Annotated in this window: 13 protein-coding genes; 5 read left to right on the top strand and 8 right to left on the bottom strand. The window is 62.0% G+C overall.

The features are described 5' to 3' along the window. Window positions 1–80: 80 nt before the first annotated feature. Window positions 81–935 (bottom strand): CsgG/HfaB family protein, encoded by an 855-nt coding sequence (locus AC07UC_RS24530; protein WP_140767980.1) that lies wholly within the window; start codon window positions 933–935, stop codon window positions 81–83. Between the two features lie 220 nt (window positions 936–1155). Next, window positions 1156–1518 carry a hypothetical protein gene (locus tag AC07UC_RS24525; RefSeq protein WP_494907675.1) on the bottom strand — a complete coding sequence of 121 codons (363 nt, stop codon included), beginning with the start codon at window positions 1516–1518 and terminating at the stop codon, window positions 1156–1158. Window positions 1519–1748: 230 nt separating this feature from the next. Between AC07UC_RS24525 and AC07UC_RS24520 the strand changes: the two genes are divergently transcribed. Both AC07UC_RS24520 and aspS read left to right on the top strand, forming a co-directional pair. After that, complete coding sequence (locus AC07UC_RS24520; protein ID WP_281406800.1) at window positions 1749–2357, top strand: invasion associated locus B family protein; 609 nt, start codon at window positions 1749–1751, stop codon at window positions 2355–2357. Window positions 2358–2555: 198 nt separating this feature from the next. Then, entirely contained in the window at window positions 2556–4346 is a 1791-nt protein-coding gene (gene aspS, locus AC07UC_RS24515; RefSeq protein ID WP_494908981.1) for an aspartate--tRNA ligase, read from the top strand. Window positions 4347–4463: 117 nt separating this feature from the next. Here the strand turns inward: aspS and AC07UC_RS24510 are convergent, their stop codons facing one another. Further along, window positions 4464–5654 (bottom strand): aq_1923 C-terminal domain, encoded by a 1191-nt coding sequence (locus AC07UC_RS24510; RefSeq protein WP_202322988.1) that lies wholly within the window; start codon window positions 5652–5654, stop codon window positions 4464–4466. 338 nt (window positions 5655–5992) lie between these two features. On the opposite strand from AC07UC_RS24510, the gene parC reads away from it, so the two are divergent. Further along, window positions 5993–8245, top strand: coding sequence for a DNA topoisomerase IV subunit A (parC, locus tag AC07UC_RS24505; protein ID WP_140767969.1), 2253 nt, complete (start codon window positions 5993–5995; stop codon window positions 8243–8245). Between the two features lie 251 nt (window positions 8246–8496). Further along, window positions 8497–9711, top strand: coding sequence for an AI-2E family transporter (locus AC07UC_RS24500; protein ID WP_494907674.1), 1215 nt, complete (start codon window positions 8497–8499; stop codon window positions 9709–9711). A 39-nt stretch (window positions 9712–9750) separates the two neighbouring features. Here the strand turns inward: AC07UC_RS24500 and AC07UC_RS24495 are convergent, their stop codons facing one another. The 3 genes from AC07UC_RS24495 to AC07UC_RS24485 form a co-directional block, all read right to left on the bottom strand. Further along, on the bottom strand, window positions 9751–10647 hold the full coding sequence (locus AC07UC_RS24495; protein WP_494907673.1) for a DMT family transporter: 897 nt from the start codon (window positions 10645–10647) through the stop codon (window positions 9751–9753). A gap of 128 nt (window positions 10648–10775) precedes the next feature. Next, window positions 10776–11540 (bottom strand): arginyltransferase, encoded by a 765-nt coding sequence (locus AC07UC_RS24490; RefSeq protein ID WP_010915563.1) that lies wholly within the window; start codon window positions 11538–11540, stop codon window positions 10776–10778. 139 nt (window positions 11541–11679) lie between these two features. Then, window positions 11680–12150 (bottom strand): RDD family protein, encoded by a 471-nt coding sequence (locus AC07UC_RS24485; RefSeq protein WP_056562574.1) that lies wholly within the window; start codon window positions 12148–12150, stop codon window positions 11680–11682. A 215-nt stretch (window positions 12151–12365) separates the two neighbouring features. Between AC07UC_RS24485 and sthA the strand changes: the two genes are divergently transcribed. Then, entirely contained in the window at window positions 12366–13754 is a 1389-nt protein-coding gene (gene sthA, locus AC07UC_RS24480; protein ID WP_140767963.1) for a Si-specific NAD(P)(+) transhydrogenase, read from the top strand. 3 nt (window positions 13755–13757) lie between these two features. On the opposite strand, the gene AC07UC_RS24475 is transcribed toward sthA, so the two are convergent. Both AC07UC_RS24475 and AC07UC_RS24470 read right to left on the bottom strand, forming a co-directional pair. Next, window positions 13758–14864, bottom strand: coding sequence for a type 2 periplasmic-binding domain-containing protein (locus AC07UC_RS24475; protein WP_494907672.1), 1107 nt, complete (start codon window positions 14862–14864; stop codon window positions 13758–13760). Continuing rightward, a complete protein-coding gene (locus tag AC07UC_RS24470) occupies window positions 14864–15481 on the bottom strand; it encodes a 5-bromo-4-chloroindolyl phosphate hydrolysis family protein (protein ID WP_140767959.1) in 618 nt (205 codons plus the stop codon). Before AC07UC_RS24470 ends, AC07UC_RS24475 begins: the two co-directional genes overlap by 1 nt. Window positions 15482–15494: the final 13 nt, after the last annotated feature.

Genomic DNA, 15494 nt, shown 5'->3' with positions numbered 1-15494 from the left:
ATTTTAACAATACTTTTGATTTGTCTGTACTTGCGATTGTCAATTTGAAGAGATCGTGTGGGATCCGGGTGGCGACGACCTCAGGATCCGGGTCGCTCTGTCTTCGCATAGGTCTTTGCGAATTCGCCGATGAGTGCCGGGGCGCGGCTTTGGTCACTCAGTTTCCAGAGGCCTTGCTTCACTCCCTGTACGATGAGGGAATAGACAGCGAGTTCCATTCCTTCACGCACCGCCAGGTGGCCCGGGTCGTTGTAGGACGTTCCGATCTCGGCCTCGAGCAACTCCGTCGGCGCGGCAAATGTATAGGCGCCACCGCGAACCTCGAAGGAATAGATCTGCTTGGACGTTGTCGTGGAGACAAGTATTTCGCCGGTCTGCACGCTCACGGCCCGCAGCGATATGGTCACCAGATCGGACCGGTAGGTTACATCGCCACCAATACCGAGATAGCGCGCTCCCGCACCTCCGGTTTGCTCGTTCGAGTCATAGCCGACAATGCCACCTTCCAGGATCAGGCCGGCAAAGCGAACAGGCGGAAGGTTGGGCAGTCCCTTCCCATAAGCACGCTGTGTGTTCTCAATCAGGGTCCGTTCCTGGACCAGGTTCTTCAATCCGCCGCGCTCGACCACCCGGAACCAGTTGCCGCGACCAGCGGATTTCAACACATCGATCAGGATGTTGGCACCGCCTTGCGTCACCGCGCGACTGTACTCTGCGAAGTTCTCGTTGGGCTTTGCTTGCCCGGTCAAGTCCGGGAAATCGTAGACGGCAACATCCACAGGCACGGCCGGTGCGGGAACATCCGACAATCTATGGGTTGTCTTGGTCAGGGATTCGAGATGAGCGGGAGGTGTCGGCAGTTGTTGGCCGGTTTGGCAACCTGACAACACAAGGCCAGTGAGGGCCAAAAGGCCCGCAACCTTGAATGAATGCATTTATATTCCCCCCACGCACGTGACCGACTAAATCCGGCCACTCCTGCGTTAACGCCCTATTAAGCATTAGCGTTTCGCCTGGGGGGTTACAAGAGTATTTGCTACTTTAGCGCGATTTAACGTTAATTTGTGGCTGACTTTTTTTGAAATGGGCGGTTTTCGAGGCTATAAAACATATATTAGCAATAATTAAATTAGCTGTAATTCACCTTTTATTTGATCAACGCTTCACGACACCACGACCGACTGTCGGCATCTGCTTGTCGGCGTTTGCGGCCGCCAGTGCCAACGAAACACCAGGGCCGACATTGGGATAGGCAAACCGTTTCCTGGCCGCCAGTTCGTGCGCCCGGCTTTGGGCGGCTGCATTCGGTCGGTTTCTCTGCGGGCGAACGACCGCAGGGCGCGAATCCGCGGGCAGTTGCTGGATATAGGCCGGCCCGGTGCCCGTGCTCATTTGTTGTAGCCCCTGGCCGCCTGTGCTCTGGTCAAGCTGGTTGACATAGGCATCGGCCGAAGCGGCGGATACCGCCATGATACTTGACATGGCGAGGATGAACGCCTTCCCGAAAAATCGATCCAAGCTGAAACTCTCCCCTCGGTTCTTGCTCTACAAGTGTTGTAGCTGGACGAAATTCTATTGTCCTGGCCAGAAAGTCATCCCTCGATGACACCCTGTCAAGCTGGCTGTCGAAGCGGCTGGCTGTTCTGCTTGTTTGGCATTAGAGTAGCCTAAACAACTCACTCATACTAAAGCAGGATCTGACGATGATGCGCCCGATTTATGTCTTGTCCGCTCTTTTCCTTACCGCGATGTCCGTTCCGGCCTTTGCACAATCCCAAGGCCGCCAGGGCCTGGACACGATCGTCGAGCCGATCGTACCGGAACGGCAAATTGGCCTGCCCGACAAGGCACCGTCCGATCAACAGCCCGTTTTGAATGCTCCCTTGGCCGCACCGCGCGCGCGAAAAGCCGAAGCTCCTGCCGCTCGCGAGGCTCAGCCGGCCAAGGCCGCGTCGGTTTTTGGGACATGGAAGACAGAATGCTTGGAAAAAGCGGCCAAGCCGAATTGCCAGGTCATCGTGCGTTCCGCCGTCGGCGATCAGATCGCGCTGGTGTTGGGGATTGCCAGGCCGGCGAAAGGCGGCGCCCGGATGCAAATGGCCGTGCCGCTCGGTCTCGCCATCGAGAAGGGCGTGACGATCAAGGTCGGCGCGTATAGCAACGCCTTCCCGATCAGCCGCTGCACGGCGCAAGGATGTCTTGTCGAGGGTGAGGTGCCGCAACCGCTCATAGAGGCATTGCAGAAAGGCACCGATGGCGCCGCACTCATCTATTCGTCGGATGGCCAGGCCATCAAGCTGCCATTGCCGGCTAAATCCTTTGCCGAAGCCTACGCATCGATCAGCACCACCAACTGATCGGACGGTGGTGGCGCATAACGTTGCGTGACTGACGAACCCGCCTTGGCTCCATGATGCCGGAGGCTCGGGTGGGTGAGGGCGCGCGCGGGTGCTCGCCTTGACAAATCCGGCCTCCCATGCGCTTTTCGCGCAAATTTTGGGCCGGGCTTTGATGCTTCGGCCTGCCACCCAGCACCCCGGACTTTACCAATGACCATGCACCGTTACCGCAGCCATACCTGTGCCCAGTTGAGAAAGAGCGATGTCGGCTCATCCGTCCGCCTGTCGGGCTGGGTGCATCGCGTGCGCGACCATGGCGGCCTGCTCTTCATCGACCTGCGTGATCACTACGGCCTGACCCAGATCGTTGCCGATCCCGATTCGCCTGCTTTCAAGGTCGCCGAGACCGTGCGCGGCGAATGGGTCATCCGCGTCGATGGCGAGGTCAAGGCGCGCTTGCCGGAGACGGTCAACGCCAACCTGCCGACTGGCGAGATCGAGATTTTCGCCCGCGAGATCGAGGTGCTGTCGGCGGCCAAGGAATTGCCGCTGCCGGTGTTCGGCGAGCCGGACTATCCCGAGGACATCAGGCTGAAGTACCGCTTCCTCGACTTGCGCCGCGACACGCTGCACAGGAACATCGTGGCGCGCACGAAAATCATCGCCGAGATGCGCAAGCGCATGAACGATGTCGGCTTCACCGAATTCTCGACGCCGATCCTGACTGCCTCGTCGCCGGAAGGTGCGCGCGACTTCCTCGTCCCGTCGCGCATCCATCCCGGCACCTTCTACGCGCTGCCGCAGGCGCCGCAGCAGTACAAGCAGCTGATCATGGTGTCGGGCTTCGACCGCTATTTCCAGATCGCGCCCTGTTTCCGCGACGAGGATCCGCGCGCCGACCGTCTGCCCGGCGAATTCTACCAGCTCGACCTCGAAATGAGCTTCGTCGAGCAGGACGACGTGCTCAATACGATGGAGCCCGTCCTCCGCGCGGTCTTCGAGACCTTCGCCAACGGCAAGCCGGTGACGCAGAAGTTCCAGCGCATTCCCTATGATGTCGCCATGCGCAAATACGGCTCCGACAAGCCGGACCTGCGCAACCCGATCGAGATGCAGGCCGTCTCCGATCATTTCCGCGATTCCGGCTTCAAGGTGTTCGCCAACATCCTGGCCAACGACCCGAAGGCCGAGGTATGGGGCATTCCCGCCAAGACCGGCGGCAGCCGCGCCTTCTGCGACCGCATGAACTCCTGGGCGCAAGGCGAGGGCCAGCCGGGGCTGGGTTACATCTTCTGGCGCAAGGAGGGTGACAAGCTCGAAGGCGCCGGCCCGCTCGCCAAGAACATCGGCGAGGAGCGCACCGAGGCGATCCGGCAGCAACTCGGCCTTGCCGACGGCGACGCCGCCTTCTTCGTCGCCGGCGACCCGAAGAAGTTCGTCTCCTTCGCGGGAGCGGCGCGCACGCGCGCCGGCGAGGAACTGAACCTGGTCGACCGCGAACGCTTCGAATTGTGCTGGATCGTCGACTTCCCGTTCTTCGAATGGAACGAGGAGGAGAAGAAGATCGACTTCGCCCACAACCCGTTCTCGATGCCGCAGGGCGGCATCGACGCGCTAAACGGCGAGGATCTGCTCGGCATCAAGGCGTTCCAGTACGACATGGTCTGCAATGGCTTCGAGATCGCCAGCGGTGGCATCCGCAACCACCTGCCCGAAACCATGGTCAAGGCGTTCGAGACGGTCGGGCTGGACCGCGCCACGGTGGAGGAGCGTTTCGGCGGCCTCTACCGCGCCTTCCAGTACGGCGCGCCGCCGCATGGCGGCATGGCGGCGGGTGTCGACCGCGTCGTCATGTTGCTGGTTGGCGCCAAGAACCTGCGCGAGATCACGATGTTCCCGATGAACCAGCAGGCCTATGATCTGTTGATGAGTGCACCGTCGGAAGCCTCGCCGCAGCAGCTTCGCGAACTGGCCCTGCGTGTCGCGCCGACTAAGAAGGACGCCTGATCGCAAGCTTCGGACGGCACTTTAAAGAACCGTCCGAACCGATTCTTTTGATTCACTAATCCAAAAAAATAGCCCGGCATCGCTGCCGGGCTATTTTCGTATCTTGAGGCCGTTCGATCAGTCTTCGTTGGCCTTTACGGCCACACCGAGCGTCTTCGGCAGATCGAGCGGGTTGGACATGGCGCCCGCCATGATCAGCGCGAACGGCACCGATGCCGGCGGCTCGGCCGAGATTTCGAGGCTCTTCGGGTCGTCCAGATATTTGCTGACCGCTGCCGTCACCTGCGCCGTCAGTTCGGGATTGTTGAGCTGCGCCATGCCGAACGGCACGATCGCCTTGGCCTGGTTGGCGATGTCCTTGGCCGACATGCCTTGCTGCTTGCCGACATATTCCAGCACCTTGCCGGTCAGCGAATCGTCGTCGAAGCGGATCGAGGCGCTGTTGAAGGAAAGCTGCTGCAAGAGGCCGAGCATGGCCATGCCTTGCGCCGAATTGTCGGCGCCTTCCGGCTGAGCCGCCATCTTCTTCTGCATCTCCTGCAGCGACTTGACGAAGTCCAACGTATAGCCGCCGAGATCGAAGGTCATGCCGAGCGTGCCCGCATTTTCGACGGAGATGTCATATTTCGACAGTTCCATCTTGCCGTCCGAGGGCTGCCAGGTGCCGGCCATTGCGAGATTGCCGGAGATGTTCTGGTAGCCGAGCGCGTCGATGACTTCCTTGGACTTGGGATCCTCGACCAGCGAGAGATCGGCCGTGAACTTTTCCGTATTGCCGGTGAATTCCATCTCCTTGCCGTCCGCGGGCGGCGTGATCTGGATGGCAAGCCCGTCCATCGAGAAGGCGGTCTTGTCGGCGACCTTGACCGTCATGTTGGAAAGTTCGGCCGACTTGTACATCAGCAGCGAGCCCAGCGGGCCGGTGGCGCCTTCGGCCGGAACCGTCATGTCGTGGATGACGAAGGGGCTCAGGTTGAGGGTGACGCCATCCTTGCTGTGTTCGAAGGGGGAGGTCGAGACGGTGCCGATGTCGTAGCCGCCATTGGCCTCGGTCACGCCCTCGAGCTTGACGTCGCCGATCGGCAGGGCTTCCTTTTCCGCCGCCGGTTTGATGGACACGCCCTGCAGCACCATGCTGGTGTTGTCGCCGGTCACGCCGGTCCAGGAAATGTTCACGCCCTGAGCCGCCAGCGCCGCCTTCAGCCGATCGGCAACGGCCGCGTCCTGGGCAAGGGCCGCATTCAGCGGCAGTGTGAACAGGAAGGTCGAAAGAGCGAATTTCCGGAGAGTTGAGCGTTTGATTGTCATCGCAAGGTCCCTGAGAGTGTCCTGAAATTGTTTTTCAATTCTTCGCGCCATCACCATTCCGTGACGAACTGGACGGGAAAAAGGCATGTCCCGGCACAATGGTCAAAAATCGCGGTGAAAGGCAAACCCGATCCGAACGCCATTTGAGAATGCGGTGAATTTGGCATGAAGGTCGGGCCGTCGAGCGTTATCGTGCTTCGCAATAGATGCGGCGTGTAACAGATTGATGTTGGCCGGCAAGTGCGACCTTGCGGTTTCCTGTTGCAGAAAAGCACGCAAGTCGACCGGCCGGGCGCGCGCCTCTTGCCGCGAATCACCCGCTCGGCTAGTCCCAGCCCATGGGAAAAAGGCTTTTGCCGCCTCAAGATGGCGGTGGCGATCACATCGAACCGGTCGATCTGAAGAAGGCGCTGGAAGAGCGCTATCTTGCCTATGCGCTGTCGACCATCATGCACCGGGCGCTGCCCGACGTTCGCGACGGACTGAAGCCGGTCCACCGCCGCATCATGCACGCCATGCGCCTGCTGCGTCTCAACCCCGACCAGGGCTTCGCCAAATGCGCGCGTATCGTCGGCGAGGTGATGGGCAAGTTCCACCCGCATGGCGACCAGTCGATCTATGACGCGCTGGTGCGGTTGGCGCAGGATTTTTCGATGCGCTACCCCCTGGTCGACGGTCAGGGCAATTTCGGCAACATCGACGGCGATAACGCCGCCGCCATGCGCTACACCGAAGCGCGCATGACCGACGTGGCGACCGAATTGCTCGCCGGCATCACCGAGGACGCCGTCGACTACCGGCCGACCTACAATGAAGAGGACGAGGAGCCGGTGGTGCTCCCCGGCGCCTTCCCGAACCTCCTGGCCAACGGCTCGTCCGGCATCGCGGTCGGCATGGCGACATCGATCCCGCCGCACAATGCGGCCGAGCTCTGCGACGCGGCATTGCATCTGATCGAGCATCGGGATGCGTCGGTGGCGAAGTTGATGGATTTCGTCCAAGGCCCGGATTTCCCGACCGGTGGCATCATCGTCGACAGCCGCGCCTCCATCCTCGAAGCCTACGAGACCGGCCGTGGTGGTTTTCGCGTGCGTTCGAAATGGAGCCAGGAGGACCAGGGCAGGGGCACCTGGAGCATCGTTGTCACCGAAATCCCTTATGGCGTGCAGAAGGCGCGGCTGATCGAAAAGATCGCTGAGCTTCTGATGGCGCGCAAACTGCCGCTGCTCGAGGACGTCAGGGACGAAAGCGCGGAGGACATCCGCGTCGTGCTGGTCCCCAAGAGCCGTTCTGTCGATCCGGGCATCCTGATGGAATCGCTGTTCAAGCTCACCGAGCTCGAAAGCCGCTTCCCGCTCAACATGAATGTGCTGTCACGCGGCAAGGTGCCAAATGTCCTGTCCCTCAAGGGCGTGCTGCAGGAATGGCTGGACCACCGCCGCGACGTTCTGATCCGCCGCTCGAAACATCGCCTCGGCGAGATCGAACGGCGGCTGGAAATCCTTGCCGGCTACCTGATCGCCTATCTCAACATCGACGAGGTGATCAAGATCATCCGCGAGGAGGACGAGCCCAAGCAGGTGATGATGGCCCGCTGGTCGCTCACCGACACCCAGGCTGAGGCCATCCTCAACATGCGCCTGCGCGCATTGCGCAAGCTGGAAGAATTCGAGATCCGCAAGGAATTCGATGGCCTGAGCGCGGAGAAGAAGCAGATCGAGGCGCTGCTGGCGTCCGATGCCAAGCAATGGTCGACGATCAAGTGGGAAGTCGCCAATCTGCGTGAAAAATTCGGCCCGGAGACGGAAATCGGCAAGCGCCGCACCCAGTTCGCCGATGCGCCCGAGCACGACCTGACCGATATCGCCCACGCCATGATCGAGCGCGAGCCGGTCACCGTGGTGGTTTCGGAGAAGGGTTGGCTCAGGGCCATGAAGGGTCATCTGGCCGACCTTTCGACACTCACCTTCAAGGAAGGTGACAGCCTGAAGCTCGCCTTCCATGCCCAGACCACCGACAAGGTGCTGGTCTTCACCACTGGCGGCAAGTTCTACACCATCGGCGCCGATCGGCTGCCAGGCGGACGCGGCCATGGCGAGCCGATCCGCATCATCGTCGACATGGACAATGACCAGGACATCGTCACCGCCTTCGTCCACGATCCCAAGCGCAAGCTTTTGCTGGCCTCGCATGACGCCAACGGCTTCATCGTGCCGGAGGAGGAAGTGGTCGCCAACACCCGCAAGGGCAAGCAGGTGATGAACGTCAAGGCGCCGGACGAAGCCAAGCGCTGCGTGCCGGTCACCGGCGATCATCTCGCCATCGTCGGCGAGAACCGCAAGATGCTGGTGTTCGCGCTCTCCGAAATTCCGGAAATGGGCCGCGGCAAGGGCGTGCGGCTGCAGAAATACAAGGATGGCGGCCTGCTTGATCTCAAGCCGTTCACATTGGAGACGGGCTTGTCCTGGCAGGATTCGGCCGACCGCACCTTCACAAGGTCGCGCGAGGAACTGGCCGAATGGATCGGCGCCCGGGCATCGGCAGGGCGTATGGTGCCTAAGGGTTTCCCGAGGACGGGCAAGTTCGGGTAGCTGAGCCTTCTTCCTTCTCCCCCTGTGGGAGAAGGTGGCCTCGCGAAGCGAGGTCGGATGAGGGGTGCTCCAGCTTGGCACCAACGTCTCACTCCGCTGGAACACCCCTCAACCGTCTCGGCGCTACGCGCCGATCCACCTTCTCCCACAAGGGAGAAGGAAGAGACGCCACCCAATCATTTGGAGTATCGTCACGATTGCTGCACTATATCAGTGCATAACGGAGAAGGGTGTTTGGGAGACACGGGCGTTTGAAGGAATCCAGGATCCAGAAACCGGAACGGCAGCAGCGCCTGTTCGGCCTGTCGACGCCGTTGCGGTCGGCTGTCATTCCGCCGCTGTCGGCGGCGCGCTGGCTGCTGGTGCTGATCGTCGCCGCGGGCGTCTACTTCTTCCACGGCTTCCTGTTCCCGGTGCTGGCCGCGCTTGTCATCGCTTTCGCCAGCTGGCCGCTCTACCAGCGGCTGCTTGCCGGCGTTGGCGGTAACCGCACCGTCGCCGCCACCTTTGCCATCCTGTTCATCCTTGCCTTCCTGGTGATACCGATCGCGCTTGCCGGCACCTATGCGATCAACGAGGTGCGCGAGTGGGTGGCCTGGGCGATCGAGACCAACCGGCATGGTGCGACCACGCCACACTGGATCGCGACCATGCCTGTCATCGGCGACTGGCTGAACGAGCAATGGACGACCAATTTCGGGCATCCCGGCGGCATTGGTGAACTGATCCAGCTGGTCAGCGGCGCCAATATCGGCAGTATCTATCGTGGCGCGCTCGCCGCCGGCGGCAGTGCCTTTGGTCTGCTCCTGACGTTGCTGTTCATGATGATCGCACTGTTTTTCGCCTACCGCGATGGCGAGCATTTTGCCGGCCAGGTCGACCGCCTTGGCGAGCGCATCCTGCCGACCAGATGGGAGCGGATTTCGCGCGTCGTGCCGGCGACGATCTCCTCGACCGTGACCGGCATGACCGTCATCGCCATCGGCGAGGGGCTGGTGCTGGGCATTGCCTACTGGCTGGCCGGCGTGCCGTCGCCGGTGACGCTCGGTGCCCTGACCGGCGTCATGGCGCTCATCCCCGGCGGCGCACCTTTGTCCTTCACCCTTGTCTCGATCTACCTCGCGGCCAGCGGCTCGCCCATGGCCGGCCTGGCGCTGTTCCTATGGGGTGCGGTCGAACTGTTCATCGTCGACAAGACGCTGCGCCCGAAGCTTGTCGGCGGACCGATAAAACTGCCTTTCCTGCCGACCTTTTTCGGCCTGATCGGCGGCGTCAAGACCATGGGCTTCCTCGGCCTGTTCATCGGTCCGGTGCTGATGGCGCTGCTGGTCGCCATCTGGCGCGAGTGGCTGCGCGAGGTGGAACTGGTCGACGAGTTGGCCGCCGGCTCGGCGGCCGAGATCGAGGCCAGCCCACAGATCGAGGTCCTGCCGGAACCTGGCGCGGCAAAGAAGGCCAGCGCCTGATCCCGAAACGCGACTTGCGCCAGGCCCATCAATTACAATTTAGGCTGGATGGTGCACCGCAAGGTCACCCCGTTGCCTACGACCATCATGCAACTGCCAGAGCGAATGGGCGACCAGCGTGACGATCAGGATCGCGCCGCCGATCAGGCTGTTGCGGGTCGGTGCCTCGGCAAAGATCATCCACACCCAGACGGGCGCCAGCACCGTTTCGAGCACGTAGAACATCGCCACTTCCGGCCCCGAAATGTATTTCGGCCCGGCGGCAAGACAGAAGAACGAGATCGGCATGATGACGGCGCCGTTGAAGATGATCCACCACGGCGCGTTCACGTGGAAGCCTTCGCCCGATACCATGAAGGCTGCCAGCGCCATCGGCAGAAGCACGCCGACAAGTGAGGTGAAGCCCATGTCCTTGCCGCTGGCACGTGAGATGGTGATGGCCACCGCGATGAAGAAAGCCGAGCACAGCGCCATGAAATCGCCGAACAGCTTGCCGGTGCCGACCGACCCACCGACGATGACCAGCACGCCGAGGATCATGACCAGCATCGCCACGATGGTCACCAGCTGTGGCCTTTCCCGCAGGAATATCCAGGACAATAGCCCTGAGAACACGGTGTTGAAGGCCAGGATGAAGACGAGATCGGCGGTCGAGGTGTGATAGACGGCGGTGACGAAGGTGATCCCTGTCAACCCGTAGCATATCGCAACGATCAGGCCGGACCAGCCGGGAATGAGCGGCGGGGCGTTACGGCTCAAAGCCCGCCAGACCGACCAGATGACCATGGCGGCGACGAATGTGGTGCCGGTGCGCAGCAGCATGATCGTCCATGCGCCGCCGTCGGCGAGACGGATCAACGGTATGTCGACAGTCAGCGTCAGTCCGCCGATGGCGGTGATCAAAAGACCCTTCTGGTGGTCATGGTGGGAAGGCATGCAGGAACTCTCGCAATGAAATGCAGGCTGGCGGCTGACCGGTGCAGTAGCGCACTCTCTCCAGCCAACTGGCTGAAAGACCAGCATCCCCTGCCTTGAAACTGTTTAAGCGCGGATCGTGGAAAAACTCAGCGTGAAACCGCTTCGTTGGTGTAGCGCTCCCAGCCCTTGGGGCCGAGATGCTCCTGCGGCATGAAGCGCATCTTATAATTCATCTTGCGCGAGCCGTTGACCCAGTAACCGAGGTAGACATGGGGCAGGCCCATCGCCCTGGCGCGGGCGATGTGGTCGAGGATCATGAACGTGCCGAGCGAACGTTCCTCGAATTCGGGATTGAAGTAGGAATAGACCATCGACAGGCCGTCGGCCATCTTGTCGGTGAGCGCCACCGCGATGAGCTCACCTTGGCCCTTGCCGGTGATGAAGGTGTCGGGTCCGCGCCGCCGGTATTCGATCACCTTGGTGTCGACATGGGTGTCCTCGACCATCATTGCGTAGTCGAGCACCGTCATGTCGGACATGCCGCCGCGGCGGTGGCGGGCATCGAGATAGCTGCGGAACAGCGAATATTGTTCGGTCGAGGGTTCGGCATTGTGCATGGCGCCGACAAGGTCGGAATTGTGCTGCAGCACGCGCTTCATGTTGCGGCTGGCGGTGAATTCCTGGGCGAGGATGCGCACGGAAACACAGGCGCGGCAGGTCTCGCAGGCCGGCCTGTAGGCAATGTTCTGCGAACGCCTGAAGCCGCCTTGCGTGAGGAGGTCGTTCATCTCCGACGCCTTGTCGCCGACCAGATGCGTGAACACCTTGCGCTCGAACTGGCCGTCGAGATAGGGGCACGGCGATGGCGCGGTCAGGAAGAACTGTGGCGACTGGGTCGGATGCTGCGTCATCTAAGTCTTGGAAACACTCCTTCGAGTCGCTCTACCTTTGGCGCGGAAAGCGAAAAATTCAACAGGATTGTGAAGGCACGTGCAAGCTGATGCCTTCACATTTGCGCCGACAAGGCGGGGAACGCTTCCGGAAAACGCCTCAACGGCCGGTACGGCTGACCACCGTGCCGAGCAGAAGGTCGTGCAGCGTGCGCTTGCGGTCGGAAAACAAGGTCACCAGCAGGACCAGCGGTGACAGGATAACGTTGCCAGCCCAGAACAGCACTGAATGGACGACCGCGGTCAGGCCGTCGATCGGCCGGCCGTCGAGACGGTCGAGGCGGATGCCCATCATCTTCATGCCGGTGGTCGCCTGGTCGGCGCTGCCCAGCGTGTTCCAGATGTAGAGGATGGCGACGGCCGGCACCAGGACGCCGAACAGCATCCAGCCAACGCCAAGCGTCAGAAGCCCGAGGAAAAACACCAGAATGGCGAAGGGAATGGTGAGTAGGGCGACGATGATGTAGTCGAGCACGAAGGCCAGGATGCGCCTTGTGCGCACGCCCTCATATGCCCTGACGTCGTCAAGCCGGGTGTTGATGATTTCGCCGTCGAGAACGCGCGCGTTCATGTCATTTCCTCGTAACAAGGCCCGACATAGGGTGCGGACCGCTCGATGATGAAATGGTGAAGGCTTGCGGCGGAATCAAGGTCGAGCGCTTCGAGGAACGCGAAGTCTGAAAGCCGTGCTCCACGATCTGAATCGGTTGAATTTGCCGCGTGGATGGCATTAGCTTGTTGCGGCGCAACAAAGCGTGCTGGGGCAGAAGTGAGGGGACGGGCACTATGGACTACGACATGTTGGTCATCGGCAGCGGCCCCTCCGGACGCCGCGCCGCGGTGCAGTCGGCCAAACTCGGCAAATCGGTGCTGGTGGTCGATCGCGGCCGGCGTCTCGGCGGCGTCTCGGTGCACACCGGCACCATTCCCTCGAAAACGCTGCGCGAAACGGTGCTCAATCTCTCGGGTTGGCGCGAGCGCGGCTTTTATGGACGCGGCTACAGGGTCAAGCAGGACATTTCCGTCGGCGACCTGATCGAGCGCCTGCACAAGACGCTCGATCACGAGGTCGAGGTGCTGCAGCACCAGTTCATGCGCAACACCGTCAAAAGCGCCCGCGCTGCGGTGAAATTCCTCGGCCCCAACAAGGTCAGCCTGACATCGGACAATGGCGATTACAGCGAGGTCGGCTTCGCCAACGCGCTGATCGCGGTCGGCACCAGGCCGCACCGGCCGCGCGACGTGCCTTTCGATAAGACCCGTGTCTTCGACAGCGACGAGATGCTCGAGCTCGACCGCCTGCCGCGCACGCTGACGGTGATCGGTGGCGGCGTCATCGGCGTCGAATACGCCACGATCTTTTCGGCGCTCGATGTGCCGGTGACACTGGTCGAGCCGCGCAATTCCATCCTCGATTTCGTCGACCGCGAGATCGTTGATGATTTCATCCACCAGATGCGCGATCGCGGCATGACGATAAGGCTGGGCAGCGCGGTGAAGGAAATCCGCTCCAAGCCCGAGACCGCCGAGGTGGAGCTGGCCGATGGCCGCACCATCCGCTCCGAGGTCGTGCTTTACGCCGCCGGCCGCACCGGCAATGTCGGCAGCCTGGGCCTCGACGTGGTCGGCATCGAGGCCGACTCCCGAGGCCGCATCAAGGTCGATCCGCAGACGTTCCAGACCAGCGTGCCCAACATCTACGCCGCCGGCGATGTCATCGGCTTTCCGAGCCTTGCCTCGACCTCGATGGAGCAGGGCAGGGTGGCCGCCTGCCACGCCTTCGGCGTGACGTTGCCGCCGCCGCCGGAAACATTCCCGTACGGCATCTATGCGGTGCCGGAGATCTCGACGGTTGGCCAGTCCGAGGAACAGGTGCGTCAGAGCGGCGGCGCCTATGAGGTCGGTGTCGCCCGCTTCCGCGAGACCTCGCGCGGCCACATCATGGGGGTCGACACCGGCTTTCTGAAACTGTTGTTCTCGATCGAGACGCGGCGCCTGCTCGGCGCGCATATCGTCGGCGAGGGCGCCACCGAGCTCATCCATATCGGCCAGGCCGTCATCAATCTCGGCGGCACGGTCGACTTCTTCGTCAACAACACCTTCAACTATCCGACGCTTGCCGAGGCCTACAAGATCGCCGGGCTCGATGCCTGGAACAGGATGGGGCGAGGCTGAATTTTAACCGTCCATCTGGTCAAGCAGCGCAAGCATCACGTCGGCTGACGGCATCGGCAGCACCGCCTCGATTTCCGCCGGCCGTACGCCGGCTATGGCGTCGGCATCACCTGCTACGGTGCCGAGCGGCCCGCGGAACCCGTGCTTGGACCAGGCGAGCTCTTGCAGCTTCGGGCTGGTCAGCGCCTCCAGCAGGCGGTCGACCGCGGGATCGACGACGATCAGCGGATGCGCCGAGTAGACGGTTGGTCTGGGGTAGAGGATTTCCGGTTTGGCGCCGGTCCCGGCCTGCACCCTTTGCCAGCGCGCCGGATCGGCGAGCGCCCATTCGACCAGCTGGTTTTCGTAGCCGATCACCATCGGCTCGGCGCCAAGGCCGCCGGCGATGTACTGGTCGAACAGTTTTCCCGAGGACGACGACTTCAGGCCCATGCTGCGGAAGATCGCCTTGGCCTGGTCGCCATGCTGGGCAAGCAGCTCCTGCGTCGCCACGTCACCGCTCATCAGGCTCAGCACCAGTCCGGCGAACATGAAGCCGGAATTGGAGCGGTTGGGATCCGTGGAGACGATGCGCGCCCGACCATAAAGCTCGCCGATGCCGAGATCCGACCAGTTCTTGCCGGCAAGAATGGCGTCGAGCAGGGCCTTGAGATCGAGCTGGTTATAGCCGCCCTTGGCGGCGACCGTGACCAGCCCACTCTTCTTCAGCCCTTCGACCACCGGCCCCCAAGTGTAGACGACGATCGGCGAGTTCAGAACCACCTGGTCGTTGCGTATCGCCACGCCGCTCTTGCGGGCGAGATCGACCATGATCGAGGAGGATGGCCACAGGAATTGCGGTTTTTGCGACAAAAGTGCTGCTTCCCGCACCATCTCGACAGAACCCGCGACACGCGCGTTGAGCTCCAGCCCATAGCCGGCGAGCGCATGGACGACATCAGGATCGGCCAGGAACGCCTGCTTTTCGCCACCGATAAAGCCGAACAGATGCGCCTTGTTGCCGAGATAGCCACGGAATTCGGGGCGATCCTTGAGCGTCAGGTAACCGCCGGTGCCGGCGGCGGCGGCGCCCAGCAGACCCAGTCCGAAAGCGCGGCGCGAAATGGCCATCAGCGACCAATATCCTCTTTCAGCGACTCCTGAATGAGTCGCAGGTCCACGTCGAGCGTGCCGAGTTCGGAGTCGGCCAGGCTGTCGGCATAGTGCACGAACCCGTCCTGAAGCTTGGTGATCACCGCGCCGACATTCGCCAGCCGTGCCTGACTGGGCGCGCGTCGGTTTGCCAGCGTCGCATAGCCCTCCGCCACCTCTGCCGCCTGCGGCACGTAATAGGTGAGGAACCGCCGCACCGAAGGCGCGCTGTCGGGCTTGGCCTCGACCCTGGAAATCACATCGGCGGCGATGTCGGAGAGGTTCTTCACCTTCGCCTTCATCTCCTTGTCGGTGATCGTGCCTGCCGCAGCGGCAAGCCGATCCGCGGCCGGCTGCGCCTGTGCCAGAAGCTCGCGGGCGAACGCCACCCGGCTGCCGGAGAACGAATTCAGATCGAGGCCTTCGAACAACTGGCGCGGTGCCAGCACGAACACCAGTCCGGCAAAGACAAGTGCTGCGATGATTGCCGACACCAGGAACGGAAAATGGGTAAGCAGGCTCAGCCCGATCAGCAACGCCGCCGAGACGAGGCCCGCCACGATCCAGTTCCAGTCGTTGCCGAACAAGCCACGCATCCTAGCCGCGCAT

Source organism: Mesorhizobium sp. GW821-FHT04C10, assembly GCF_059420305.1.
This window is presented reverse-complemented; position numbering and strand designations above follow the sequence as displayed.

Excerpts from the sequence above, each read along its gene's own strand:
- AC07UC_RS24530 (WP_140767980.1), bottom strand. The coding sequence starts at position 935 with ATGCATTCATTCAAGGTTGCGGGCCTTTTGGCCCTCACTGGCCTTGTG.
- AC07UC_RS24520 (WP_281406800.1), top strand. The coding sequence starts at position 1,749 with ATGTCCGTTCCGGCCTTTGCACAATCCCAAGGCCGCCAGGGCCTGGAC.
- aspS (WP_494908981.1), top strand. The coding sequence starts at position 2,556 with ATGCACCGTTACCGCAGCCATACCTGTGCCCAGTTGAGAAAGAGCGAT.
- AC07UC_RS24510 (WP_202322988.1), bottom strand. The coding sequence starts at position 5,654 with ATGACAATCAAACGCTCAACTCTCCGGAAATTCGCTCTTTCGACCTTC.
- parC (WP_140767969.1), top strand. The coding sequence starts at position 5,993 with ATGGGAAAAAGGCTTTTGCCGCCTCAAGATGGCGGTGGCGATCACATC.
- AC07UC_RS24495 (WP_494907673.1), bottom strand. The coding sequence starts at position 10,647 with ATGCCTTCCCACCATGACCACCAGAAGGGTCTTTTGATCACCGCCATC.
- AC07UC_RS24490 (WP_010915563.1), bottom strand. The coding sequence starts at position 11,540 with ATGACGCAGCATCCGACCCAGTCGCCACAGTTCTTCCTGACCGCGCCA.
- AC07UC_RS24485 (WP_056562574.1), bottom strand. The coding sequence starts at position 12,150 with ATGAACGCGCGCGTTCTCGACGGCGAAATCATCAACACCCGGCTTGAC.
- sthA (WP_140767963.1), top strand. The coding sequence starts at position 12,366 with ATGGACTACGACATGTTGGTCATCGGCAGCGGCCCCTCCGGACGCCGC.
- AC07UC_RS24475 (WP_494907672.1), bottom strand. The coding sequence starts at position 14,864 with ATGGCCATTTCGCGCCGCGCTTTCGGACTGGGTCTGCTGGGCGCCGCC.
- AC07UC_RS24470 (WP_140767959.1), bottom strand. The coding sequence starts at position 15,481 with ATGCGTGGCTTGTTCGGCAACGACTGGAACTGGATCGTGGCGGGCCTC.